The organism is Bacillus sp. FSL K6-3154, assembly GCF_040869395.1.
In the GTDB taxonomy this organism is placed as follows: Bacteria; Bacillota; Bacilli; order Bacillales; family Bacillaceae; genus Bacillus; species Bacillus safensis.
Window position 1 is genome coordinate 1,298,702 of record NZ_CP152033.1, and the last position, 24,003, is coordinate 1,322,704.

General features: G+C 42.0%; 28 protein-coding genes. 2 read left to right on the top strand and 26 right to left on the bottom strand.

Features of this window, described 5'->3' with window-relative positions:
* Positions 1-76 precede the first annotated feature (76 nt).
* Complete coding sequence (locus MHH61_RS06865; RefSeq protein ID WP_125585863.1) at positions 77-553, top strand: hypothetical protein; 477 nt, start codon at positions 77-79, stop codon at positions 551-553.
* Between the two features lie 42 nt (positions 554-595).
* Here MHH61_RS06865 and MHH61_RS06870 read toward each other — a convergent pair whose 3' ends face one another.
* From MHH61_RS06870 to prfA, 21 genes are all read right to left on the bottom strand, one after another.
* Positions 596-991 (bottom strand): F0F1 ATP synthase subunit epsilon, encoded by a 396-nt coding sequence (locus MHH61_RS06870; protein ID WP_003214592.1) that lies wholly within the window; start codon positions 989-991, stop codon positions 596-598.
* Positions 992-1,015: 24 nt separating this feature from the next.
* Positions 1,016-2,437, bottom strand: a complete 1,422-nt coding sequence (gene atpD, locus MHH61_RS06875; protein WP_008354929.1) for a F0F1 ATP synthase subunit beta — start codon at positions 2,435-2,437, stop codon at positions 1,016-1,018.
* Between the two features lie 24 nt (positions 2,438-2,461).
* Positions 2,462-3,328 (bottom strand): F0F1 ATP synthase subunit gamma, encoded by an 867-nt coding sequence (locus MHH61_RS06880; protein WP_034622534.1) that lies wholly within the window; start codon positions 3,326-3,328, stop codon positions 2,462-2,464.
* 88 nt (positions 3,329-3,416) lie between these two features.
* Positions 3,417-4,925, bottom strand: a complete 1,509-nt coding sequence (gene atpA / locus MHH61_RS06885; RefSeq protein ID WP_024423728.1) for a F0F1 ATP synthase subunit alpha — start codon at positions 4,923-4,925, stop codon at positions 3,417-3,419.
* A gap of 16 nt (positions 4,926-4,941) precedes the next feature.
* Positions 4,942-5,487 carry a F0F1 ATP synthase subunit delta gene (locus MHH61_RS06890; RefSeq protein ID WP_024426340.1) on the bottom strand — a complete coding sequence of 182 codons (546 nt, stop codon included), beginning with the start codon at positions 5,485-5,487 and terminating at the stop codon, positions 4,942-4,944.
* On the bottom strand, positions 5,484-6,005 hold the full coding sequence (atpF, locus tag MHH61_RS06895) for a F0F1 ATP synthase subunit B (protein WP_008354935.1): 522 nt from the start codon (positions 6,003-6,005) through the stop codon (positions 5,484-5,486). Before atpF ends, MHH61_RS06890 begins: the two co-directional genes overlap by 4 nt.
* Before the next feature lie 120 nt (positions 6,006-6,125).
* On the bottom strand, positions 6,126-6,338 hold the full coding sequence (gene atpE, locus MHH61_RS06900) for a F0F1 ATP synthase subunit C (protein ID WP_003214968.1): 213 nt from the start codon (positions 6,336-6,338) through the stop codon (positions 6,126-6,128).
* A 48-nt stretch (positions 6,339-6,386) separates the two neighbouring features.
* The gene (gene atpB / locus MHH61_RS06905; RefSeq protein WP_087977757.1) at positions 6,387-7,121 is read right to left on the bottom strand and encodes a F0F1 ATP synthase subunit A; all 735 of its coding nucleotides are present in this window, start codon (positions 7,119-7,121) and stop codon (positions 6,387-6,389) included.
* 7 nt (positions 7,122-7,128) lie between these two features.
* Positions 7,129-7,512, bottom strand: coding sequence for an ATP synthase subunit I (locus MHH61_RS06910; RefSeq protein WP_024423731.1), 384 nt, complete (start codon positions 7,510-7,512; stop codon positions 7,129-7,131).
* Positions 7,513-8,009: 497 nt separating this feature from the next.
* A complete protein-coding gene (gene upp / locus MHH61_RS06915; protein ID WP_003214553.1) occupies positions 8,010-8,639 on the bottom strand; it encodes a uracil phosphoribosyltransferase in 630 nt (209 codons plus the stop codon).
* A 147-nt stretch (positions 8,640-8,786) separates the two neighbouring features.
* Entirely contained in the window at positions 8,787-10,034 is a 1,248-nt protein-coding gene (gene glyA / locus MHH61_RS06920; RefSeq protein ID WP_024423732.1) for a serine hydroxymethyltransferase, read from the bottom strand.
* Positions 10,035-10,211: 177 nt separating this feature from the next.
* A complete protein-coding gene (locus MHH61_RS06925; protein WP_024423733.1) occupies positions 10,212-10,751 on the bottom strand; it encodes a TIGR01440 family protein in 540 nt (179 codons plus the stop codon).
* 12 nt (positions 10,752-10,763) lie between these two features.
* Complete coding sequence (gene rpiB / locus MHH61_RS06930; protein ID WP_003214714.1) at positions 10,764-11,213, bottom strand: ribose 5-phosphate isomerase B; 450 nt, start codon at positions 11,211-11,213, stop codon at positions 10,764-10,766.
* A gap of 133 nt (positions 11,214-11,346) precedes the next feature.
* Positions 11,347-11,805: a low molecular weight protein arginine phosphatase gene (locus MHH61_RS06935; protein WP_024423734.1), complete on the bottom strand. Its 459-nt coding sequence runs from the start codon at positions 11,803-11,805 to the stop codon at positions 11,347-11,349.
* Positions 11,806-11,868: 63 nt separating this feature from the next.
* A complete protein-coding gene (locus tag MHH61_RS06940; RefSeq protein WP_024423735.1) occupies positions 11,869-12,423 on the bottom strand; it encodes a manganese efflux pump in 555 nt (184 codons plus the stop codon).
* A gap of 60 nt (positions 12,424-12,483) precedes the next feature.
* Entirely contained in the window at positions 12,484-13,536 is a 1,053-nt protein-coding gene (locus MHH61_RS06945) for an L-threonylcarbamoyladenylate synthase (protein WP_125585861.1), read from the bottom strand.
* Between the two features lie 161 nt (positions 13,537-13,697).
* Positions 13,698-14,141, bottom strand: a complete 444-nt coding sequence (locus MHH61_RS06950) for a GNAT family N-acetyltransferase (protein WP_125585859.1) — start codon at positions 14,139-14,141, stop codon at positions 13,698-13,700.
* Positions 14,142-14,204: 63 nt separating this feature from the next.
* A complete protein-coding gene (gene spoIIR, locus MHH61_RS06955; RefSeq protein WP_125585857.1) occupies positions 14,205-14,861 on the bottom strand; it encodes a stage II sporulation protein R in 657 nt (218 codons plus the stop codon).
* Positions 14,862-14,980: 119 nt separating this feature from the next.
* The gene (locus MHH61_RS06960) at positions 14,981-15,460 is read right to left on the bottom strand and encodes a hypothetical protein (RefSeq protein ID WP_024423739.1); all 480 of its coding nucleotides are present in this window, start codon (positions 15,458-15,460) and stop codon (positions 14,981-14,983) included.
* Between the two features lie 141 nt (positions 15,461-15,601).
* Positions 15,602-16,486, bottom strand: a complete 885-nt coding sequence (gene prmC / locus MHH61_RS06965; RefSeq protein WP_024426347.1) for a peptide chain release factor N(5)-glutamine methyltransferase — start codon at positions 16,484-16,486, stop codon at positions 15,602-15,604.
* Positions 16,476-17,543: a peptide chain release factor 1 gene (prfA, locus tag MHH61_RS06970; RefSeq protein ID WP_024423741.1), complete on the bottom strand. Its 1,068-nt coding sequence runs from the start codon at positions 17,541-17,543 to the stop codon at positions 16,476-16,478. The genes prmC and prfA overlap by 11 nt, the downstream gene beginning before the upstream one ends.
* Before the next feature lie 210 nt (positions 17,544-17,753).
* Here prfA and racA point away from each other — a divergent pair, with 210 nt between their 5' ends.
* Complete coding sequence (gene racA / locus MHH61_RS06975; RefSeq protein WP_024426348.1) at positions 17,754-18,302, top strand: chromosome-anchoring protein RacA; 549 nt, start codon at positions 17,754-17,756, stop codon at positions 18,300-18,302.
* A 35-nt stretch (positions 18,303-18,337) separates the two neighbouring features.
* Here racA and MHH61_RS06980 read toward each other — a convergent pair whose 3' ends face one another.
* The 5 genes from MHH61_RS06980 to rho form a co-directional block, all read right to left on the bottom strand.
* Entirely contained in the window at positions 18,338-19,294 is a 957-nt protein-coding gene (locus MHH61_RS06980; RefSeq protein WP_024423743.1) for an AEC family transporter, read from the bottom strand.
* Positions 19,295-19,385: 91 nt separating this feature from the next.
* Positions 19,386-21,086, bottom strand: coding sequence for an oxaloacetate-decarboxylating malate dehydrogenase (gene malS / locus MHH61_RS06985; protein ID WP_024426349.1), 1,701 nt, complete (start codon positions 21,084-21,086; stop codon positions 19,386-19,388).
* A 279-nt stretch (positions 21,087-21,365) separates the two neighbouring features.
* On the bottom strand, positions 21,366-21,968 hold the full coding sequence (locus MHH61_RS06990; RefSeq protein ID WP_024426350.1) for a thymidine kinase: 603 nt from the start codon (positions 21,966-21,968) through the stop codon (positions 21,366-21,368).
* Positions 21,969-22,055: 87 nt separating this feature from the next.
* A complete protein-coding gene (gene rpmE / locus MHH61_RS06995; RefSeq protein WP_003215407.1) occupies positions 22,056-22,256 on the bottom strand; it encodes a 50S ribosomal protein L31 in 201 nt (66 codons plus the stop codon).
* A 132-nt stretch (positions 22,257-22,388) separates the two neighbouring features.
* Positions 22,389-23,672: a transcription termination factor Rho gene (gene rho, locus MHH61_RS07000; protein ID WP_008354975.1), complete on the bottom strand. Its 1,284-nt coding sequence runs from the start codon at positions 23,670-23,672 to the stop codon at positions 22,389-22,391.
* Positions 23,673-24,003: the final 331 nt, after the last annotated feature.

Genomic DNA, 24,003 nt, shown 5'->3' on the forward strand with positions numbered 1-24,003 from the left:
GCTACATTTAGTGTAAATCCCCTCTTATCCTGATGCCAAGGAGATGATATACTGCGTGTGGAAGGAGCTGAACACATTGAAAGATTCTTTTCCTGACTTTGTTGATTTGTACGGAGAATTGGTTCCCTCATTTGATCATGAATGGGAGGCCATTGCTTTCTACTTTGATTATAGACAGACACAGCTAGACGAATTAGCACAATTGTGTCATTTTCATAACATTTCTTTGGATTACTCTGAGGAAAGCCTGTATCAGTTAGAATCACTATACTTTGATGCATTGACCAAGCAGCTGTTCGCTGAGTGGAAAATGCCAATAGATGCATTAGAAGCGATGATGAGTGTGTATATAGGAGAGGTTGTCATCCGTCATCATTCAGATGCTGACTGGGTGGTGCGGCCTTATATGGATTCTCCGCACAAATATACGCTTGGCTTACGCAGAAACAATAAAACATGGCATTGTAGTACGCAATTTTGCGAGCACTTATATCTAGAAAAGCAAGCATCTCATCCTTATGTGTCGATGTATCAATCTCTCATGTCATCCTAAAAAAAATCCTTCTTATCACTGTGATAAGAAGGATTTTCTGTTTTATTTCCCTGCTACATTTAAACGGTTTAACGCCCGTTTTAATGCGAGTTCCGCCCGGCGTACATCACTTTCATTCGGGTGGTTCAAATGCTCTTCAGCACGCTGTTTCGCTGATTTAGCACGATCGACATCAACTTTGTCTGATGTTTCAGCGGCCTGAGCCAGAATTGTTACTTGTTCAGGGCGGACTTCAACAAATCCGCCACTTACTGCAACCAATTCAGTTGATCCACTATGTTTTAAGCGAACTGCACCGATTTTTAGCGGAGCAACCATTGGAACGTGGCCAGCTAAAATACCAAGCTCACCGCTTTCTGCTCTTACACTGACCATTTCCACATCCGCTTGATACACTGGGCCGTCGGGAGTAACGATATTGACTTGAACGGTCTTCATGCTTTTACCCTCCTAAGGACCAGATTAGGCCTCTACACCCATCTCTTTGGCTTTTTCAACCACTTCTTCAATGCGTCCAACTAAGCGGAATGCATCTTCTGGAAGGTGATCGTATTTACCAGATAAGATTTCCTTGAAGCCTTTAACAGTTTCTTTCAATGGCACATAAGAACCCTTTTGGCCAGTGAACTGCTCTGCTACGTGGAAGTTTTGAGATAGGAAGAATTGAACACGACGCGCTCTGTGTACCACAAGCTTATCGTCCTCAGATAATTCATCCATACCTAAAATGGCAATAATATCTTGCAGCTCTTTATAACGCTGTAATGTTTGCTGCACTTCACGCGCAATCGCATAATGCTCTTCGCCAACGATCTCAGGTGCAAGTGCACGAGATGTTGAAGCAAGAGGATCAACCGCTGGGTAAATACCCATTTCAGTCAGCTTACGCTCAAGGTTTGTCGTTGCATCAAGGTGAGCGAACGTCGTTGCAGGAGCTGGATCTGTATAGTCATCCGCAGGTACATAGATCGCTTGAATCGATGTAACCGATCCTACGTTTGTAGACGTGATACGTTCTTGCAGCTGACCCATTTCTGTTGCAAGTGTCGGCTGATAACCTACCGCTGAAGGCATACGTCCAAGAAGGGCTGATACTTCAGAACCTGCTTGTGTAAAGCGATAGATATTATCGATGAAGAACAATACGTCTTGACCTTGTTCATCACGGAAATGCTCTGCCATTGTCAAACCAGTTAGGGCAACACGCATACGTGCACCTGGCGGCTCGTTCATTTGACCGAAGACCATGGCTGTTTTTTCGATAACGCCAGAATCTTTCATTTCGTAGTAAAGGTCGTTTCCTTCACGTGTACGCTCTCCAACACCAGCGAATACAGAAATACCGCCGTGTTCTTGTGCGATGTTGTTGATCAATTCTTGAATCAGAACGGTTTTACCTACACCAGCTCCACCGAATAGACCGATCTTTCCACCTTTGATGTAAGGAGCAAGCAGGTCAACAACTTTGATACCTGTTTCAAGAATTTCAACTTCTGTAGAAAGTTGATCAAAAGAAGGCGCTTGTCTGTGGATTGGATCTCTTTGAGCTTCCACACCAAGTGGCTCATCTAAGTCAATGTTATCTCCCAGTACGTTGAATACACGTCCAAGTGTTACGTTACCAACTGGTACTGAAATTGGTTTTCCAAGGTCTACAGCTTCCATACCGCGCTTCACACCGTCTGTTGATGCCATCGCGATGGTTCTCACTGTATCATCACCTAAATGTAGTGCTACTTCTAAAGTTAAGTCGATATCAACTTCACTTTCGCTTTCCGCTTTATGCGAAACTTTGATCGCATTATAAATCTCAGGCAAGTGACCGTCTTCAAAACGAACGTCTACGACTGGTCCCATGATCTGACTGATGCGTCCTGTTTTCATTGCATTCCCTCCTGACAATTATTTCTATTCTAAGGCAGCTGCACCGCCGACAATTTCTGTAATCTCTTGTGTAATCGCTGCTTGACGAGCACGGTTGTAAGAGAGTGTCAGGCTGTCGATCAATTCTTTTGCGTTGTCTGTTGCACTCTTCATTGCTGTCATTCTTGCAGCATGTTCACTTGCTTTGCTGTCAAGAAGCGCACCGAAAATCAAACTCTCTGCATATTGAGGAAGGAGAACTTCAAGAATTTCTTCTTCAGAAGGCTCAAACTCATAAGATGCGGAACGTTTATTTGGTGTCGCTGCGGCCGAAAGGTCCGTTAGCGGCAATAATTTCTTCTCTGTTACTTCTTGTGAAATCGCACTGACAAAGTGGTTGTAGAACATGTAAAGTTCATCAAACGCTTCATCAGAGAACATTTGAACTGTACTGCTTGCTAATTCTTTAATATCAGCAAACGCTACTTCGTCTCCAAGCCCTGTTACTTCAGAAATAACTGGAATACCACGCTTTTTGAAGAAGTCGCGTCCGATTTTACCAATGACAATCACCGCATATTCATCAGCGGATTGATGACGAGCTTGAATGGTTTGGTAAGCGGCACGCAAAATCGAGCTGTTAAAAGGTCCTGCAAGCCCTCGATCAGATGTAATAACGAGATACCCTGTTTTTTTGACAGGTCTTGAAAGAAGCATTGGGTGCTTAGCACTTGTTCCAGTTGCGATTGCAGCAACCACTTCCTGGATTTTCTCCATGTAAGGAACAAAAGACTTCGCATTGTTTTCAGCACGATTCAGTTTCGCAGCTGATACCATTTGCATCGCTTTTGTGATCTGACTCGATTTTTTCGTTGACGTGATCCTTGACTTTATATCGCGTAATGAGGCCAAAGATTTCACCACCTTTTTTCAGGAATCCGTGTTCATTTACGTGAAAAGAGAGAAAAAGAGAATCTTTTTCTCTCGGAAAGATTACTAATTAGTTGCTTGGTGCAAACGTACGTTTAAAGCCTTCGATTGCTGTCTTCCACTCTTCATCAGCAGGCATATTTCCTGTTTGAGAGATTGTGTCAAACAAGCCTTTATGGTTTTCTTCAATGTACAAGAATAACTCAGCTTCAAAACGTTTAACATCAGCAATGGCTACATCGTCTAAGTATCCTCTTGTTAGTGCGTAAAGAATCGCTACTTGTTTTTCAACTTTAAGCGGTTTGTTCAAGTCTTGTTTTAAGACTTCAACTGTTCTTGCACCACGGTTTAATTTCGCTTGAGTGGCTTGGTCTAGATCAGATCCAAACTGAGCGAATGCTTCAAGCTCACGATAAGAAGCAAGATCCAGACGAAGTGTACCTGCTACCTTTTTCATCGCTTTGATTTGTGCAGAACCACCTACACGGGATACAGACAATCCTGCGTTTACCGCTGGACGTACGCCTGAGAAGAAGAGGTCAGATTGTAAGAAAATCTGTCCATCTGTGATGGAAATAACGTTTGTTGGGATATATGCAGAGATATCGCCAGCCTGCGTTTCTACGAAAGGCAATGCTGTGATAGAACCGCCACCCTTTTCGTCACTAAGCTTCGCTGCACGTTCTAATAAACGAGAGTGAAGATAGAAAACATCACCAGGGAATGCCTCACGACCTGGAGGACGACGAAGCAATAATGAAAGCTCACGGTAAGCTGCCGCTTGTTTAGAAAGGTCATCATAGACAACAAGTACGTGCTTGCCGTTATACATGAATTCCTCACCCATCGTTACACCTGCATAAGGAGCAAGGTAAAGAAGTGGAGCCGGCTGTGATGCAGAAGCTGTGACAACGATTGTGTAGTCAAGCGCACCATGCTTACGAAGTGTTTCAACAACACCACGAACCGTAGATTCTTTTTGTCCGATAGCTACATAAATACAGATCATGTCTTGATCTTTTTGGTTTAGAATCGTATCGATTGCAACAGATGTTTTACCTGTTTGACGGTCACCAATGATCAATTCACGCTGTCCGCGGCCGATTGGAATCAAGGCATCAATTGCTTTAATTCCTGTTTGAAGCGGCTCATGTACAGATTTACGATCCATAACGCCAGGTGCTTCACTTTCGATTGGACGTGTTTTGCTTGTTAAGATTGGACCTAGTCCATCAACAGGCTGACCAAGCGGGTTCACAATACGTCCGATTAACTCTTCACCTACTGGAACCTCCATGATACGACCTGTACGTTTTACGTCGTCACCTTCGCGGATATCTTTGTAAGGTCCTAAAATAACGATACCTACGTTAGACTCCTCAAGGTTTTGAGCCATACCCATTACACCGTTAGAGAACTCAACCAGCTCTCCTGCCATAATGTTGTCAAGGCCATGTACACGCGCGATACCGTCCCCTACTTGAATGACTGTACCGACATCTTTTACTTCAATTTCTGATTGATAGTTTTGGATTTGCTGCTTTATCAGCGCGCTAATCTCTTCAGCTTTGATACTCACTAAGGTTTCACCCCTTCTAACGATTTTCGCCTGCAAGCTGACGTTCAATGCGGGAAAGCTTTCCGCTGACACTGCCGTCATAAATGCGGTTTCCGATACGGATTTTCACTCCGCCTATTAGATCCTTGTCAATCACATTTTCAACACGCAGTGATGTGACTCCGGCTTTTTTGGCAAATACTTCAGATAAAGATTGAATTTCAGCACCGCTCAGCGGTTTCACTGAATACACGACCGCATCGTCTATTTGTTTCGTACGGTTTGCAAGTTTCACAAACTCAGACGTCATTTCAGAGAAAATATTCGTGCGTCCGCGGTCAATCAGTAAATACATTGTGTGCAATACATAAGTAGAAACACCTTTGAAAGCTTCAGCAATCAACTGTTTCTTTTTGTCTGCTGTAATCTTTGGATGAACAAGGAAGTCATTGAGTTCTTGATCAGCCTTTAGAACTTTTTTGATCTCATTCAGCTCTTTTTCAGTTTCGTCTACTGCCGAAGAAGCAAGAACGATGTCAAAAAGAGCAGAAGCGTAACGCTTAGAGACAATAGTTACGCTCATCGGCTTTCGCCTGCCTCTTTAAGGTACTCTTGAATCAATTTCTCTTGTGCCTGCTCATCAAGTTCTTTTTCAATCACTTTAGATGCAATCAGCACAGATAGTGATGCAACCTGCTCGCGCAGTGCAGCCACAGCTTGTTCTTTTTCTTTCACGATTTCAGTTCTAGCAGACTCTTTCAAGCGCTCTGATTCTTGACGTGCTGCTTGAATGATCTCTTCTTTTTGTTTCTCACCAATCTTTTTCGCATTTTCGATGAGTGTATGTGATTCTTCGCGTGCTTCTTTCAATAAGACACGTTGTTCTTCAAGAAGCTTTTCAGCTTGAACGTGCTTTTGTTCAGCACTTGAAATTTCATTTCCTATATAATCTTCACGCTGCTTCATAATACCTAATAAAGGTTTAAGCGCAAATTTCTTTAAAAGTGCAAGCAAGATGAGCATAGCGATAAGCTGGAATAACATATCACCGGCGTTGAAACTTAAGCCCCCTGCTCCTAAAACCACTGGTAACTGAGACATTTAGTACGGCAACTCCCTTCTTTAAATAATATGTTAAGAAACAAAACATAAAGGAATGGCGAAGTTTCGAACTAATCTGATCTTCGCCATTAAAATTCATATTAGAACGCTTCTCACATATTAACCAAAGAATGCCAAGAATGCGATAACGACAGCGATAATTGGAAGTGCCTCAACTAAAGCGACCCCGATGAACATAAGTGTTCTTAGTTCTCTACCAGCTTCTGGCTGACGAGCGATTCCTTCAACTGTTTTAGATACGATTAGACCGTTACCAATACCTGCTCCTAGTGCTCCTAAACCGATTGCAATTGCTGCTGCTATTAAATTCATTAAAAAGCTCCTCCTTTAAAATAACGTCCTTTTTGGACTCTCAATTTTTTAGTGTTCGTCGCTGACTTTATGGGAAATGTACACCATTGTCAGCATGGTGAAGATAAATGCTTGGATTGTTCCGACAAACAAACTGAATGCCTGCCATACAATCATCGGCACGATGGCACCTAATGTACCAACGATACCAAGCGCAATATTTTGCGTGTAGAAATTGGTCGCAAGTCCTGCAAGTAACCCAAGAAGAATCTCTCCAGCGAAAATATTTCCGTAAAGACGCAAACCAAGTGTTAGCGTGTTTGCAAATTCTTCAATGATTTTCAGCGGCACTAAATATGGGATTGGCCTGAAGAAGTCTTTCGTATATTCCTTGACTCCTTTTGCCTTGACACCGTAGAAGTGTGTAAGTCCCATGACCATTATTGCTAGTGTCATTGTGATTGCAGGATCAGCAGTTGGTGATTTCCACCACAAGTTGTGATCGACCGTAATCGAGAACGGCAGTCCAAGCATGTTTGAAACAAATATGTACATGAGTAATGTAACGCCAAGCGCTAGAAATGGGGCTCCTGTTTTCATGTCCATCGAACTACCTATGATATTTCGAACAAAATCAACGATCCATTCCATGAAGTTCTGCGCCTTAGTCGGACGAATAGACAGAACACGAGTAGTCAGCACCGCTATGAGAAGAACGATGATACTAGCAATCGTAATCATGAGAACATTGGATAAGTTGAACGTTAACCCTAAAAATTCTGTAGTTTTTGAACTGTGACCCAAAGAGTATTCACCTCTCTTCCATAGTAGAACGTTTAAGTTGAATGAAGGAATCTATCATAATGACAGGATATATTGTCATTAATCCTATAACAACACCTGCCAGATGAACTTCATTAGGGTAACGCCAAGCAATCGCTACTGCGAGAATCGCGTTGGCCCACCTGGCTGTACTTCCCATTGAACGAATGGATTTTCCTTTTTTAACCGCTCGATCAAAAGCGTGCATTCTCCGTATAAGTAGGAATAAATTAAAGAAAGCAAAAATTGTGCCGATAATGAAACCAAGAAACAGTGGTTTAAAACCAGGCATGGCATAGCCAAACACAAAAATTGCCAATAGATAGAACATGTATTTACTCTGTCTGCGGAAAATCGCGTTTGGATCGTTCATTCATCTGACTCCCGATGAAAAGTATTGTAAAAAAGGTGATAAATGGTGATGAAAACTGCGTAGAAGACGCTGATGATAAGCCGTCCTATTCGAAAAAAATCAATCACCCATCGGTCTAATTGCACAATCAGACTTGAAATCTTTAGATCTATGGGATGCTGCTTCATTCGTTGATACAAACCCTGATTATTAAAGGGTTCACAATGAGGATTAGTAGAGTGCTATAGGCTATGAAAACCTTACCATAATACCCTCGTTTAGCATACAATAGCGTCTATGATGTGTCAATCGGTTGAAAGTTAAAAAACTTTTCTATAGTGATAGAGCACACAAAATGTTCACAATTTCATCAAACTTTAGGAGAGATGTGACATTCATTGAAAAAAACAGCCAATGTTCAGTATACATTGATTTTTCTAAGAACGGTATCAACCGTTTGTCATATATTTCAAAAAGCCCACATGCACGTTTGCATGTGGGCTTTTATTAAGACTTTCTTATTTCGTTCCGTACATACGGTCACCAGCATCACCAAGACCTGGGATGATGTAACCTTTTTCGTTTAGTTTCTCATCTAATGCTGCAATGTAGATATCAACATCTGGATGATGCTTTTGCATTTCTTCTACACCTTCAGGGGCAGCAATCAGACACATAAAGCGAATGTTTTTCGCACCGCGTTTTTTCAAGCTGTTTAACGCTTCGACTGCTGAACCGCCAGTTGCAAGCATTGGGTCTACTACGATAAATTCACGTTCTTCCACATCAGATGGAAGCTTCACATAATATTCAACAGGCTTTAATGTTTTCGGATCACGGTATAAACCAACATGTCCCACTTTAGCAGCTGGAATGAGTTTCAAAATCCCGTCTACCATTCCAAGACCTGCTCTTAAAATTGGCACAACCCCGAGTTTCTTCCCTGAGATCACGTTTGATTTCGCTACTTGTACAGGTGTTTCTACATCTACCTCTTCAAGCGGTAAGTCTCTTGTGATTTCAAATGCCATTAATGTTGCGACTTCATCCACTAGCTCTCTAAATTCTTTAGTTCCTGTATGAACGTCACGAATATATGTAAGTTTGTGCTGAATAAGCGGGTGATCAAATACATAAACCTTTGCCATTGCTTGCTACAACTCCTTTTCTGTCATCTTCCGGTGAACTTTGCACACTTCCTACAATTCTACATAAAAAGACATCATCTTTCAATATGATTCGCAAATCCTACAAAAAAAACCCACATGCCAAAAATAGGCAAATGGGTCTGTTTTTTAATAATCTAATTCGTTATATAGAGGGAAACGGGCCGTAAGATCAGATACACGCTTTTTCGCCTCTTCTAATTTCGCTTCATCTTCATGATGTTTTAGCGCAAGTGCAATAATGGAACCGACTTCTTTCATCGCTTCTTGATCAAAACCGCGGCTTGTTACTGCTGCTGTACCTACACGTACACCGCTTGTGACAAATGGTTTCTCTGGATCATAAGGAATTGCATTTTTGTTCACTGTAATACCGATTTCATCAAGAACGTTTTCTGCAATTTTTCCTGTGATGCCAAGTGAACGCAAGTCGATGAGAACAAGATGGTTATCTGTTCCGCCAGATACAAGCTGAATATCTTCAGATAAAAGTGTTTCAGCTAGTTGTTTTGCATTATTAATGACGTTTTGTGCATATGTTTTGAAATCTCCGTTCAATACTTCACCGAAAGAAACAGCTTTTGCAGAGATGACATGCATCAGTGGTCCACCTTGAATACCAGGGAAGATCGATTTGTCGATCTTTTTACCAAACTCTTCACGGCATAGGATCATTCCACCGCGAGGTCCGCGTAATGTTTTGTGAGTTGTTGTTGTCACAAAATCTGCGTAAGGAACTGGATTTGGATGAAGACCTGCTGCAACAAGACCAGCAATGTGAGCCATGTCGACCATAAAGTAAGCACCGACTTCATCAGCAATCTCACGGAACTTTTTGAAATCAATTTGGCGTGGGTATGCACTTGCACCCGCAACGATGAGTTTCGGCTTATGTTCACGTGCTTTTTCAAGTACATCTTGATAGTCGATATGCTGAGTTTCTTTATCTACACCGTATTCTACAAAGTTGTACTGTACACCACTAAAGTTTACAGGGCTTCCATGTGTTAAATGCCCGCCATGTGATAAGTTCATGCCAAGTACTGTATCGCCATGCTCAAGAATTGTAAAGTATACGGCCATGTTCGCTTGAGCACCTGAGTGAGGCTGTACGTTCACATACTCAGCGCCAAAAATTTCTTTTGCGCGGTCACGTGCGATATCTTCCACAACGTCTACATGTTCACAGCCGCCATAGTAGCGTTTACCAGGATAGCCCTCAGCGTATTTGTTTGTTAATACAGAGCCCTGTGCTTCCATGACTGCTTCGCTTACGAAGTTTTCTGATGCAATTAATTCGATTTTGTCCTGCTGGCGTTTCCGCTCTAGTTGAATTGCTTTGAATACTTGTGCGTCTTGCTCAGGTAAATGTTTCATCAGCGAAATCCTCTCCAATCTATTTCCATTCGATGTTTTCACCATCTCATTGTACACGGTTTTTGAGTAAAATGTAAAAGTTTTTTTTGGAAAATCGACTTCTTTTTTATGAAAACCCGAATATTCAAGTGGTAAAGCGTCTTCATCATTCAACATTATATTAGAAATATATCGAAGCTATGATCTTGTATAAACGGCTCGTTCTCCGCCAATCAGCTTCGGACGCGTTTTCGCAAAAGTCACATGTGCATGTCCTAATCGATGACGACTGAGGCGGACAGGTACAGCGACTCTCTTTAAGTGCATCCCAATTAACGTATCGCCGATATCAATTCCAGCATGTGCCTCAATGCATTCAACCAATACAGGATGTTCCATTTGCTGATACGCATGAGCCGCCATCGAACCACCCGCTTTACGGACAGGTACTGCAGCTACGATCTCCAGGTTAAAACGGAAAGCCACTTCTTCTTCAACAACAAGGGCACGATTTAGATGTTCACAGCATTGAAAGGCGAGCTCAATGCCGGTCTCTCGTCTTAACTGATCCAATTCTTGATAGATAGAGGCGGCAATTTGCTCACTTCCTGCAGTACCAATATGCTCACCAGCCACTTCTGACGTACTGCAGCCAATGACTAAGATTTGCCCGGCACGCAATTCAACTGTTTGATGAAACTCTTTTAACATTTCAAGCCAATCTTGACCAATGTTCATGTTAAGCGCTCCTTATAGGTGCTTTTCTTCGTAATCAGCAATTTTGCCAATCCGCACAGCATGGCGTCCTGCTGTAAACTCTGTCGTCAGCCAAATGTGCGCAATCTCACGTGCTAATCCTGGTCCAATCACTCGCTCTCCCATTGCAAGAACGTTCGTATCATTATGTTCTCTCGTTGCTTTCGCACTAAATGTATCATGAGCCAATGCACAGCGAATTCCTTTTACTTTATTTGCTGAGATGCTCATGCCGATGCCTGTCCCACAAATTAAAATGCCGCGGTCGACTTCTCCGTTTGCCACCATATTGGCTACAGGGAAAGCATAATCTGGGTAGTCTACAGAACCTGATCCGCATTCACAACCCATATCAATGTATTCAATCTTCAATTCATCCATCAGTTGTTTGATTTCTTCACGAATATTCGTTCCGCCGTGATCGGATGCAATGGCTACTTTCATCGGGCAATTCCTCCTAAGGGTGAGTTGTTCTGTTATGTCTTACATTCATTCTTTATTCACAGTTATATTTTAACCTCTGCCTAGTGATTTGCAAACAATAGCAGAAAAACCGTTGAGGCAACGGTTTTACAAGTTATCTATTATGATGATCTTTTTTCAGCTTCTCAGCGAGCTGATACAGCAAGGCTTCTAGTTCATCTCGAGTTTCCTGATAAACAGAAAGACTTCCTCCAAACGGATCGGATACATCGCCTTCTGTTCCTGTCGCAAATTCCTTTAAAGTGAAGACCTTGCCTTTTGCATGCGCATATTGCTCTGCAATCAACTGTTTATGCTGCATCGTCATCGTGAAGACGTAATGAGCTTCGCGCAGAAGATCCTCTGTCAATTTTGATGATGAGTGATTCAGTGGAATGCTTTTCTCAAATAATGCTTCGATCGCTTGAGGAGAAGCCTTCCCTTCATCGGAGGCAAAAATGCCCGCTGATTTTACAGTGACCTCTAAACCTTTTTCATCTGCAATGGAAGCAAAAAGGGCTTGAGCCATTGGACTTCTGCATGTATTTCCCGTACAAACAAATAAGATTTTCATCTTTCGCCCTCCTTTTCTTCTATTATATAGCATTTCATTCTACATGTTATGTAAGGAGACTGGCTAGAGCGGAAATAATAATTTGATTCCAAAGGCTAGTAAAATGATTCCGCCAAGCGCGCCGCTATATGAACCAACCCATGACCGAACCTGTTTACCGAGTAATAATCCGAGCCATGTGAGGAGCATACTAAAAAAACCAAACAATAAAATAGTCATCCACACCTGGGAACCGTAAATCCCGAGACTTAAACCAACGGAGAAGCTGTCTAGGCTTACACTTGTCGCAAAAAGAACGAGACCAGCCCCAACAGGTGCGATAAAGGGCTTATCCTCTTTGCGGATAGAAGCAACGATCATTTGCAGTCCCAGCACCAAAAGCAGCGCCCCGCCGATATAGGTGGCAAGAAGACCGAGCCATCCAGATAAGAGCTGACCTGTCAGCATGCCAAAAAGCGGCATAAACATATGAAATATCCCAATGACAAGTCCAATATAAATGATCTGGCGGAACCTCAGCTGAATCATCCCCATACCAAGTCCAACCGAAAAAGCATCCATACCAAGTGCAAAAGCCATGATGCTGAGTGTCAGCAATTCGCCAGCTAGTTCGTTCATGTAAATCCCCCTTGGACACACATTCTCCTTTAACCTATGTTTGTCCAAGAAAGGTTAGAACTATTGGAACGAAGGGAGTGTACGCCCTCCTGCGGCTTTTTGCAGACGGTTCATAATGGCAGAACCAACTCCCTGCTCTGAAAAGGCTTCTGATATAATCAAGTCTACATCCGTTTCATCAAATTGTCTCAGTACACGATAGAGGTTTGCAGCAACCGTTTCAGGTTTTTCTCTATATCCACAGCTGTACACAACATCTGCCGCAAACAGCGATTTCTTTTCTTCTGTTGTCAGCACTCCGACTTTTAGCCCTTCAGCTTTGTATTTCTGTATGTGACGCTGCATGTCTTCATCACTTCCATGAAAGATATACATCTTGGCTTCAGGTGCATAATGTGTGTATTTCATTCCCGGCGATACAGGCGCTTCGTCCTTTTTTGTCAGCCCTGGGTCCACACTCACCGTCCCCACGACCTCTTCTAATGCTTCTTTTGTAATTCCGCCTGGTCTTAAAATCACTGGAGTCTCACCGATACAGGATACAACCGTTGACTCAACGCCAATACCAGTTGAACCGCCATCCACAATCCCAGCGATTCTCCCTTCGAGATCACTCGCTACATGGTCTGCTTGTGTTGGTGAAGGTTTTCCCGAAAGATTGGCACTTGGTGCAGCAATTGGCAGACCCGCTGCTCGGATGAGCTCAAGCGCAATGGGATGGTCAGGCATTCTCACACCTACTGTGGATAAACCTGCTGTAACCTGCTTTGATAAAGTGCCTGGCTTACACGGAAGAACGATGGTTAAGGCGCCCGGCCAAAAGGCATCCATCAGCGCCTTCGCTTTTTCGCTTTCTATTTGTGCAAATTCGTGAAGCTGCTGAACCTCCGCAATGTGAACAATCAACGGATTATCACTGGGACGCCCTTTCGCTTCATAAATTTTCATAACGGCTTCTGTCTCTTTCGCATTTGCCCCGAGTCCGTAAACGGTCTCTGTCGGGAAAGCAACCACTTCATTTTGCTGCAGCAGATCGGCCGCCTGTTTAATTTGTGGATAGTATGTGGATAAATCCTTTTCTAAATCCACAGACCACCTTTTTGTATTTAACATCATACAAACTCCTTTTAAAAAAGATAAAACTGTTGATATGTCTCAATTATCCTTTTGAAAGTATAAAAGATGATGATCAATAAAACAAGCGTTGTCCACAATTTGTGGATAACGCTTGTTTTGTAGTGGATAAGTATGTGTATAAGTCCATCATTTTGTGATTAACTGCCTTTTTTTTGCAGGACCACAGCCTGTTCTTTCCCCAATGTCTCTTTTGCATGTGCAGAGCTCCATATGCTTTCTGGAATTTCCTTTAAAGGTGTAAAGCCCATTAATGCCAAAAAATCATGGGAAGAGGAATGGTTTGCGACAACATAAAAAGTATCCACACCCATTTTTTCACCCAGCGTTTGAACACTTTGGAACAAAGAGACAATGTGTCCCTGACCGAGCTTATCTGATATGACAAGAGACCGCAGCAATCCCTCTTGTTCATTGAGCTTTTCAAGACCTAAGCAGCCTGCCAGCTGACCATCCGCATCTTCCATCACTACAAATGCCGTTCGCTCCGCAAGTGTTACTCCGCCTTTTGCTTGTCCCTTTTCAAGAAAAGCATTGATCGCCGGGACATCTTCTTCTCTGGCTATTCTTAATTGATAATACATGCTTTCACCTCTTTTTGATCTCTTACTTCAACTCTATGAGGCAAAAACCGATTTATACCTTTTTTAAGAGAAAAGACTAGAGACCCATTCGAACAAAAAGAACTTCACTTCACCTGTCTCTTCTTCCTCTTCTTTCACCACTTCATTAACAGACTCTTTCTTTTGCTGCGCTGTCACTTGTTTATCATCATCCCCTTCTGGTGAGGCGATGGCTTCTCCGTTTGAAAAATCGATAAAGCAGAGCGGCGGAAATAACACACACCACCAGTTGGCTCCGTCTCCTTCTCCAAGCGTAATTAAAATGGCTTCATATTTCCCAGCAGGGTAGACGAAATTTCCATAGAGCTTTGTTGGAAATGAAGCTTTTTGAAAACTGACCGATACGGATTGATCTATGTGCTGTTCCTTCAATTTCGCTTTAGCAATACGATTGATTTCTGGCAGCTTTGATCGAATGACACGTCTTGCTTCTTCAATGGATGTGAGGTCTTTCACCCACTCCGTCATACTCGCATTGACCTCGTCACGAATACTTCTTTTCACATCCTGATCCGCTGAACGATCACTATTTGCTAAAATGCGTAATCGAATCGCTTCATCTGGTATGACAACAGGCTGATTTGCAGAAGCAGCCGCTGTCTCCTCTCTGCCAAGGTTTGCAAAAGCACCGCATAATAATAGAAACATATAAAGACAAATCATCGTTTTACTTTTCAACATTGTGTGTTCCCCCCACTTTTTCTCTTCGCTACAAACATTGTGTCCAGGAAACCCATCTCATAAACAGTCAACATGAATTTTTTAATAGATTATGAGTCAAAACAAAAAAGCCGTTCTCATTAAGAACGACTTTTGAGTGAGGATTGGTAGTCAGAAGGGTATAGTCTCCCATCCCAATCTCGGCTGATTTTTAAACCAGATTCTGTTTTGATGACAGTCATGGCTCCTTTTTTCTCGATTTCTTTTTTGACTTTCCCTTTTTGATCGATAAATTGGATCACCATTTCATAGTTAAATTCAATTCTGTCATCGCTTTCATCTGAAGGCGTAAACATAATTTTTTTCAGCTTAATTTGACAATCTTGATCCTTCGCCGCTTCTAATATGCTCGGGAACATGCTGTCTTGTGTATATTCTTGATATTCATGTTCGGTTAAATAAACCTTCAGCTTCTCTTTCATGTCAGATAGGTCATCCGTTCGATTCACTGTGTATTGTGCTTTTTTATAGCTTTCTCCAAATGCTGCTGCCTCTTTTTTAAAGCTCGGTTTACCACAAGCACTCACAATCAATAGTACACTGACGATGACCAACACCATCGCATACCTTTTGTTCACACCATTCGCTCCTTCAAAACAAATTTATGTAAAAAATCATGATCAGAATGTTCATTCTTCTATATATACGTTTCTCTTTTACCATAAGTTTCATCTTTACATAATAAAATAGTCCGGCTTTCTTCAGCCGGACTTTCCGTTTTGAATGTGTGCGCAAACAGCTCGATCTTTTCCGTTAATATCTTTGACGATGCAGACATCCGCTTTAGGAAATGCCTGCTCAAGTAGCGCTGTGACATCTTGACCTTGCGTATGTCCAATTTCAAAGACAACAACTGCCTGATCACTCAGCACGCTGGGAAGATCATGAACGAGACGCTGATAAAACCACAAGCCATCACGTCCGTCCGTCAGCGCATTCACCGGCTCATGCTTCGTCACAACCTCAGACAGACTATCCATTTCTTCCGCCGCAATATAAGGTGGATTGGAAATAAATACATCTACTTTAATGCCTTGAGCTATAACCGGTTCAAGCAAATCTCCATGTAAAAAATGAACGTCTGCACCGAGCGCTTGTTGATTCCGTTTTGCTACCGCAAGCGCTTCTTGTGAGATATCAGTCGCTGTGACAGATAGTGATTTTTTTTCAAGAGCCAGCGTAATCGCAATAGCTCCGCTTCCTGTGCCAACGTCAACTGCTTTAAGCGGCTGATCGGGCGGGAAAACGTCATCTACCAAATTGAGCGCCGCCAGAACAACTTCTTCCGTTTCAGGACGAGGAATAAGAACATGCTTGTTCACCTCGAAAGGACGTCCGTAAAAGAATTCAACACCCGTTAAATGCTGAACAGGAACACCCGCCTTATGCTGTGTCACAAATTTGCTGAACAGTTGATCTTGCTCCTCAGGCAGCGCATCATGAAATCGTGCAAGAAGCTCACTTCTGCTCCAGCCGAGCACATGCATCAACAGGAGTTCTGCTGCATTTTGGTCTCTGCCAGCTTCCGTTAACAAAGAAGAAGCCCATTTAAGGGCTTCGAAGATTGTTCGCTCTTTATTTTGCATCTTGAAGCTTTCTTGCTTGGTCTTCCATAATTAGTGCATCAATGACCTCGTCAAGTTTTCCTTCTAAAATTTGATCAAGCTTTTGAATCGTCAATCCGATGCGGTGGTCTGTTACACGGTTTTGCGGGAAGTTGTACGTACGGATACGCTCTGAACGATCCCCTGTTCCAACCGCAGATTTACGTGTTTGATCATATTCAGCCTGTGCTTCACGCTGGAATTTATCATAAATTCTCGCACGCAGTACTTTCATGGCTTTTTCTTTGTTTTTAATTTGTGATTTCTCATCCTGACAGGACACAACAACACCTGTTGGAAGGTGAGTTAATCGAACAGCAGACATGGTCGTATTGACACTTTGTCCGCCAGGTCCGCTTGATGCAAATGTATCCACACGGATATCTTTTTCATGGATATCAATTTCAACTTCCTCAGCCTCAGGTAATACAGCGACTGTCGCAGTAGATGTATGGATCCGTCCGCCTGATTCTGTTTCTGGAACACGCTGCACGCGGTGTGCACCATTTTCAAACTTTAGTTTGGAGTATGCGCCTTTCCCGCTGATCATAAAGATGATCTCTTTATAACCGCCTGTGCCAGTGACACTTGCTTCCATAACTTCCGTTTTCCAGCCTTGCATTTCAGCATAACGGCTGTACATACGGTAAAGATTTCCCGCAAAAAGAGCAGCCTCTTCTCCACCCGCTGCACCACGAACCTCCACAATAACGTTCTTATCGTCATTCGGATCTTTCGGGATCAGCAAGATTTTCAGCTCGTCTTCTAAACGTTCCGTTTCTTCTGTGAGCTCTGAAATTTCTTCTTTGACCATGTCGCGCATCTCGGCATCCAGCTTCTCTTCGAGCATTGCTTTCGCATCATTCAGCTGGTCGTATGCCGCACGATATTGTCTATATACCTCAACAGTTTCTTGAATATCGGATTGTTCTTTCGAATATTCACGAAGCTTCTTAGGGTCGTTCACCACTTCAGGGTCACTTAAATATTCATTTAGCTTTTCATAGCGTTCTTCAATTGATTTTAAACGGTCTAACATGGTCTTCACCTCTGTTTTGTGCGTAACAGTCTAATTATAGTATAGCGGGGTATGACAGTCAAAAAAATTTCCAAAACAATTGAATTCCTGCAATTTTTCGCTAGAAAACACGATCTTTGGCGATTGGTTACTTGTTTTGTCTAACGTGAAGGAACAGGAACTCCTTAAAGAGAATGGTACTTGTAATTGAAAAAAGGGAGGGCATTTGGTTTGAATACAAATGAGGTTGCAAAGGAAATTGGTGTTTCTTCAAAGACGATTCAGCGTTGGGTCAAACAGCTCAACATCCCTGTCGCCCGGAATGAACTTGGACATTATGAATTTCATGAAGATATTGTACAGCTGCTCAAAGAGGTCAAACACCAAATGAGTGAAGGTGTGATCCTCCAAGATATTCAACTGCCAATCCATAAGGAAACCGTTCGTCAATCAGCACCTGCTGCCGAAGCTGATGTCTCTATACAGCGGATTGAAGCATTAGAAAAACAAGTGAAAGCGCTCATTCAGCAGCAATTACACGTCACTGATGTAGAAGACCGCCTGCAAGAGCTTGAACGGAAATTGGCTAAAAAGGCAGATGAAGGTGTATCGTATCAGCTGCTTCAGCACCGCAGAGAAATTGAAGACTTATCCACAAAATTTGACCGCCTCGCCGCAGCCTTGAAACAACCGTCACAAGTAGAAGAAAAAAAGGAAATCGCACACCCCGACATCAAAAAAAAGCGTGTACTCTTCCCTCTGTTTCATTCTTTTCGCTAAGAAAGGCTGCCTCGTTTGGCAGCCTTTCTACTATATTATACGGTAAGTGCAATAATGATCGGTAATGTAATGAGTGACATGATGGCACTGATCACAAATGCGGATGCAGTTTCCGCTTCTTGTTTTTCAAATCGTGTTGCGATCATTGCTGCAACAGCTGAACCTGGGAAGGCAACAAGCAATACAGCTTTTGTAATTTCATCAGCCGAAAGACCCATAAGAACGGCAATAAAATACATAAGTAATGGTTGTACAGCTACTTTTAGCAATGCAATACTGAAGGCTGGCAAGCTTAATTTAATTTTTCGGATACCAACAGTGACACCGACTGCAAATAGCGCAACCCCTGATGTAACGCTGCCAATTTCCTCTAACATTTCATGTCCGATTGCAGGAAGTTTAAATCCTAAAAGAACAAGAATGATACTGGCTAACGGCGCAAGTGCAAGCGGCTCTGATAAACCGTGCAAAATTGCTTTTGTCGTCATTTTTAGGAAACTTTCGCCTTCTTTGGCTTTTCCTTTTGTTTTTTCACCGACAGTTGACACAATAATAGCAATTGGATCAAGCAATGCATTTACAACTATTCCGGTAATCGCAATCGGAATTGCGACTTCTTGAGCCCCAAATAAACTGCCCAAGACCGGAATCCCCATAAATGCAAAGGTCGGTTGTGCTGAGTTTAATGAGAAAACAGAAGAATCTGTTAAATCATATTTAAAAGCAAATTTTGTAACTAAAAGGATAATGATATAAAAACCAACGATTCCGAAAATCAATGCAACGAAAAATGGAATTTGACTATAGAATTTATCTTTTGGTGTTGACAGAATACTGGCGATAAAGTGCGCTGGTAAAGCATACTTTGTAACAAGTGTACTTACACCTTTTGCAGATTTAGCGTCATAGCTGCCGAAGTTCCCTGCGAACCAACCCAGCGCGATAACGAAAAAAATCGGTGCTAGGAGGATCAAAATATTTAAAAAGTCCACCTTACTCTTCCTCCTTAAATCCTTTACGTGTTTCTTTTTTTATTGCGGCATTGCTTAAATTACCCGAAGCAATGCCGCGTTACACATTTTATTATGCTCTTACAATTTTTTTATATTCAGGAATCCACATTGCGTCTTTCACAGCTTGTTCGATGTTATCAGGTGTTTTTCTAGCGACACCATCTTTAATTGCTGCTTTCGCTACTTCAACAGCCACATGAATTGACACTTCTTGCAATTTATCAATACTTGGAAGAAGACCAGCACCTGGTTTCTCATGATCAACCATTTCAGCAATTGCATTCGCAGAAGCAACGAACATGCCTTTTGTGATGATTTTTGATTCTGTTACGATTGAACCAAGACCAAGTCCAGGGAAAACGAACGCATTGTTTGATTGTCCGATTTCATGTTCAATTCCGTTATACTCAACGTTTTCGAACGGGCTTCCTGTTGCAACAAGCGCACGGCCGTCAGTCCATTTGAATAGATCCTCTGGCACAGCTTCAGCAAGCGGTGTTGGGTTAGACATTGGCATGATCACTGGACGCTCTGTATGAGCTGCCATTTCTTTAATGATTTCTTCAGTGAATGCGCCGCCTTGACCTGATGTACCGATAAGGATCGTCGGCTTCACCCTGCGAACAGTTTCAGCAAATGAGATTTGTCCTTTTTCATCGCGTGCCCAGCCTTCTACTTCATCAGAAGTACGAAGGTATGGTTTTTGGAAATCAAGTACTTCATCTTCAAATTGATCTGTTAGCAATCCTCTGTAGTCTAATGTCCAGAATGCATTGTTTGCTTCTTCTTCTGTTAGACCTTCAAGAACCATTGTGTCACGCATTTGATCTGCAATTCCGATACCAGCTGATCCAGCTCCGAAGATGACAACACGGTGATCTTTCAATTGAGTACCAGTTTTCTTGACAGCTGCAAGAACACCCGCTAAAGTAATGGCACCAGTACCTTGAATATCATCGTTGAACGTTAAGATGTTATCGTTGTATTTTTTCATGATGTTACGCGCATTTTTGTTTCCAAGGTCTTCCCAGTGAAGCAATGCTTTCGGGAAGAATTTAAGTGCTGCTTTCACATAAGCATCAATGAATTCTTCATATTTTTCACCTTGTACACGTTTGTGATGGTTCCCGATGTATAATGGATCATTCAATAATTTTTCATTGTTTGTTCCAACATCTAATACAACTGGAATCACGCGGCTAGGATCAATACCTGCTGCAGCCGTGTAAACAGCTAATTTACCGATTGCGATATTGATACCACCAACACCCCAGTCACCAATTCCAAGAATACTCTCAGAGTCAGTTGCAACGATGAGGTCAATATCTCCAGCAGTTGCGTGTAAGTTTTCAAATGCTTTCTCGATTCCGTCAATGTCATCGATTGAAAGATAGACACCATGAGGTCTTCTGTATTCATGGCTGTATTCTTGAATCGCTTCACCAACAGTTGGTGTGTACACAACTGGAAGCATTTCACGAAGCTTTTCTGTTAGAAGCTTGTAGAACAATACTTCGTTACGGTTTTGCAAATCACTTAAGTATACGTTTTGACGAAGACGATCCGGCTGAGCTAGAAACTGCTTGTACGCTCTTTCCGCTTGCTGTTCTAAAGTTAGAACCGTTGGAGGAAGTAAGCCTTCTAGTCCAAGCTCTTGTCTTTCTTCTTCAGAGAAAGCAACGCCTTTGTTCAACGTTGGAATCGATAATACATCTTTACCTGTCAAAGTGGTTTCGAGGTACCCTTCTTTTGTTTTCTTCACGTTGTTCATCAAAAACTACCCTCTTTCTAAAATATAAATAAAGTGAACTATTAATCCAAAGAACGATTAAGGAGAAAAATCCTTAATCAAAAAAATTATGACAAGAAATCGAACTTTTCGTTTAAATGCTTTACACTACAGTTAGTCATTTTATGCCTGCTTATGACAAAACGCAAGCGTTGAAAATTAGATAATTTAATCGTAGTGTTATTTAATTTATTTAAGTACAAATGATGGGTGTTCAGCCAAAATCTCGAAAAACGAAACACAGCGGCATTTGCTATTTTTTTATTTGTCAAGTGTTGTACCAACATCAAGTCTTGGTACTTCATGGTGATGTCTGCATCGTGCTTCGTATGATTCCTGCGCACCTACTAAAATAATAGGATCATCATAGGATGCGGGTTTACCGTCGATCAAGCGTTGTGTTCTACTCGCTGGGGAGCCGCATACCGAACAAACTGCTTGAAGTTTTGTTACAAGCTCTGCACATGCCATTAAATGCGGAACAACACCAAATGGCTCTCCTCTGAAGTCTTGATCCAGGCCTGCAACAATGACTCGATAGCCTTGGTCAGCCAATTGAGTGACAATGTCAATGATTGTCTCATCAAAAAATTGCACCTCATCAATGCCAATGACATCGGTTCTTTCTGATATGTGCGTTATTATGTCTTTTGGTGAGGCTACTGCAATCCCATCTAATGATGAACCGTTATGTGACACAACTGAGCTTGTACTATATCGGTTATCAATTGATGGTTTGAATATTTTTACTTCTTGTTTGGCAAAGGTGGCCCTTTTGGCTCTCCGAATCAATTCTTCCGACTTTCCAGAAAACATACTGCCGCAGATGACTTCAAGCCAACCGCTTTGTTTCATCACATACATAAGGTCTTCTCCCCCGTTTTAAAGTTCCATCAATCCACGTAAAAAAACAGGCAAGAACGGATTCCTGCCTGTTTATTGTATCTATTATTACTTAAGACCGTATTTTTTGTTAAAGCGGTCAACACGTCCATCAGCAGAAGCGAATTTTTGACGGCCTGTATAGAAAGGATGGCACTCAGAGCAAATCTCGATGCGTACCTCTTCTTTTACTGATCCAGTTTCAAACTCATTTCCACAAGCGCATTTGACTGTAGCTTTTTTGTAGTTAGGATGAATTCCTGTTTTCATCTACTGTCATCTCCTTCCGCCCTGAATCCAATTCGGAAACAGAGTTAATATCTCAGAAATAAATTCTGAAACGCACATGATAAAATTATAACAGTGTGAGTCTATGATTGCAAATGTATTTTTTCAGAGAAACTATCTTCTTGATGCAGACATATTGGCTTGTTTCCATTCTTGCGTTAAAATATCGAAAAATTCTTGGTTTGTCTTTGTTTTTCTCATTTTGCGCATGAACTTCTCAGCGAAGTCAGGTGTATCTGACATCGATTTTCTCATCGCCCATAAACGATCAAGATGCTCTTTTGGCACAAGCAGTTCTTCTTTTCTCGTACCAGAACGGCGAATGTCGATCGCAGGGAAAATTCTTCTTTCGGCCAAAGAACGGTCCAAATGAAGCTCCATGTTCCCAGTTCCTTTAAACTCTTCATAAATCACGTCATCCATACGTGATCCTGTATCAACAAGAGCAGTGGCTAAAATCGTCAAGCTTCCGCCTTCTTCAATGTTACGCGCAGCACCAAAGAAGCGTTTTGGACGATGGAAAGCCGCAGGATCAATACCGCCTGAAAGCGTTCGGCCGCTTGGCGGAATCACAAGGTTGTATGCACGAGCAAGCCTTGTGATGCTGTCCATTAAGATGATGACATCTTTCTTATGTTCAACAAGACGCATAGCACGCTCTAAGACAAGCTCTGCTACTTTAATGTGGTTTTCCGGTACTTCGTCAAAGGTTGAACTAACAACATCCCCTGCAACAGAACGTTCGATATCTGTTACTTCTTCTGGGCGTTCGTCAATCAAAAGGACAATCAGCTCTGCCTCTGGGTGATTTTCAGAAATGCTGTTGGCAATTTCTTTAAGCAAAATGGTTTTCCCAGCCTTAGGCGGTGCAACGATTAAACCACGCTGTCCAAATCCAACTGGCGCCATCATGTCCATAATTCTAGTAGACAGGTGATTAGGCTGTGTTTCAAGAATCATTTGACGGTCAGGAAATAGCGGTGTGAGTGCAGGAAAGTGAACACGTTCCTTTGCTGATTCTGGGTCGTCCCCATTTACCGCTTCTACATGAAGGAGGCCATAGTAGCGTTCATTCTCTTTTGGAGGTCGTACCTTTCCAGACACTTTATCTCCATTTCGTAAATCAAAGCGTCTGATTTGTGAAGCTGAAATATAAATGTCTTCAGAACTTGGGGAGTAGTTAATCGGTCTTAAGAAACCAAATCCCTCAGACTGAATAATTTCAAGAACCCCTTCCATAAATAAGAGATCCTCTTGCTCAGCGTTCGCCTTTAAGATGGCAAAAATTAATTCTTTTTTTGTTAGTTTGCTGTAATAAGAGATTTTGTATCGTTTTGCTAACTCATACAGCTCTTTTAATTTCATATTTTCCAAAGATGAAATCGATACATCTTTCAATATGGACACCACACTTTTCTAGTCAATGTATTTCTTTACAAATGCATGACCATTGTATTTGATTAGCTTTTAATTCCGTTGTTGTTGGAATGACCTCGCTCTGATGGTAACGCTCCCACTCGTTTTATCGTGAAAGATAGGAACAATGTGAAATAGAGCTTTGTCAACATAGAGAAGGATAATGAGTATATCGTCATGATGCGGCAGTATTTAAACTTGTTGAAGCTTAAAAGAAGTAAATTCGCAGAAAATTTCGCAGCACTCTTTAGTTTTACCTCATTTGCAGAGAATATTCAACTTTTAAAAGAAAATGATATACATTTGACACCTA

What these genes read in the sequence shown, in the direction of transcription:
- rpmE (WP_003215407.1), bottom strand. Translation starts at nt 22,256, where the DNA reads ATGAAAACAGGAATTCATCCTAACTACAAAAAAGCTACAGTCAAATGC.
- MHH61_RS06910 (WP_024423731.1), bottom strand. Translation starts at nt 7,512, where the DNA reads ATGAACGATCCAAACGCGATTTTCCGCAGACAGAGTAAATACATGTTC.
- rpiB (WP_003214714.1), bottom strand. Translation starts at nt 11,213, where the DNA reads ATGAAAGTAGCCATTGCATCCGATCACGGCGGAACGAATATTCGTGAA.
- atpD (WP_008354929.1), bottom strand. Translation starts at nt 2,437, where the DNA reads ATGAAAACAGGACGCATCAGTCAGATCATGGGACCAGTCGTAGACGTT.
- MHH61_RS06950 (WP_125585859.1), bottom strand. Translation starts at nt 14,141, where the DNA reads ATGTATTATCAATTAAGAATAGCCAGAGAAGAAGATGTCCCGGCGATC.
- MHH61_RS06940 (WP_024423735.1), bottom strand. Translation starts at nt 12,423, where the DNA reads ATGAACGAACTAGCTGGCGAATTGCTGACACTCAGCATCATGGCTTTT.
- MHH61_RS06925 (WP_024423733.1), bottom strand. Translation starts at nt 10,751, where the DNA reads ATGAACATTGGTCAAGATTGGCTTGAAATGTTAAAAGAGTTTCATCAA.
- malS (WP_024426349.1), bottom strand. Translation starts at nt 21,086, where the DNA reads ATGAACAACGTGAAGAAAACAAAAGAAGGGTACCTCGAAACCACTTTG.
- MHH61_RS06870 (WP_003214592.1), bottom strand. Translation starts at nt 991, where the DNA reads ATGAAGACCGTTCAAGTCAATATCGTTACTCCCGACGGCCCAGTGTAT.
- prfA (WP_024423741.1), bottom strand. Translation starts at nt 17,543, where the DNA reads ATGTTAGACCGTTTAAAATCAATTGAAGAACGCTATGAAAAGCTAAAT.
- MHH61_RS06990 (WP_024426350.1), bottom strand. Translation starts at nt 21,968, where the DNA reads ATGTATGTGATGAAACAAAGCGGTTGGCTTGAAGTCATCTGCGGCAGT.
- MHH61_RS06960 (WP_024423739.1), bottom strand. Translation starts at nt 15,460, where the DNA reads ATGGTGTTGGTCATCGTCAGTGTACTATTGATTGTGAGTGCTTGTGGT.
- prmC (WP_024426347.1), bottom strand. Translation starts at nt 16,486, where the DNA reads ATGCAAAATAAAGAGCGAACAATCTTCGAAGCCCTTAAATGGGCTTCT.
- upp (WP_003214553.1), bottom strand. Translation starts at nt 8,639, where the DNA reads ATGGCAAAGGTTTATGTATTTGATCACCCGCTTATTCAGCACAAACTT.
- MHH61_RS06945 (WP_125585861.1), bottom strand. Translation starts at nt 13,536, where the DNA reads ATGTTAAATACAAAAAGGTGGTCTGTGGATTTAGAAAAGGATTTATCC.
- MHH61_RS06935 (WP_024423734.1), bottom strand. Translation starts at nt 11,805, where the DNA reads ATGAAAATCTTATTTGTTTGTACGGGAAATACATGCAGAAGTCCAATG.
- spoIIR (WP_125585857.1), bottom strand. Translation starts at nt 14,861, where the DNA reads ATGTTGAAAAGTAAAACGATGATTTGTCTTTATATGTTTCTATTATTA.
- atpE (WP_003214968.1), bottom strand. Translation starts at nt 6,338, where the DNA reads ATGAATTTAATAGCAGCAGCAATTGCAATCGGTTTAGGAGCACTAGGA.
- atpF (WP_008354935.1), bottom strand. Translation starts at nt 6,005, where the DNA reads ATGTCTCAGTTACCAGTGGTTTTAGGAGCAGGGGGCTTAAGTTTCAAC.
- glyA (WP_024423732.1), bottom strand. Translation starts at nt 10,034, where the DNA reads ATGAAACATTTACCTGAGCAAGACGCACAAGTATTCAAAGCAATTCAA.
- MHH61_RS06890 (WP_024426340.1), bottom strand. Translation starts at nt 5,487, where the DNA reads ATGAGCGTAACTATTGTCTCTAAGCGTTACGCTTCTGCTCTTTTTGAC.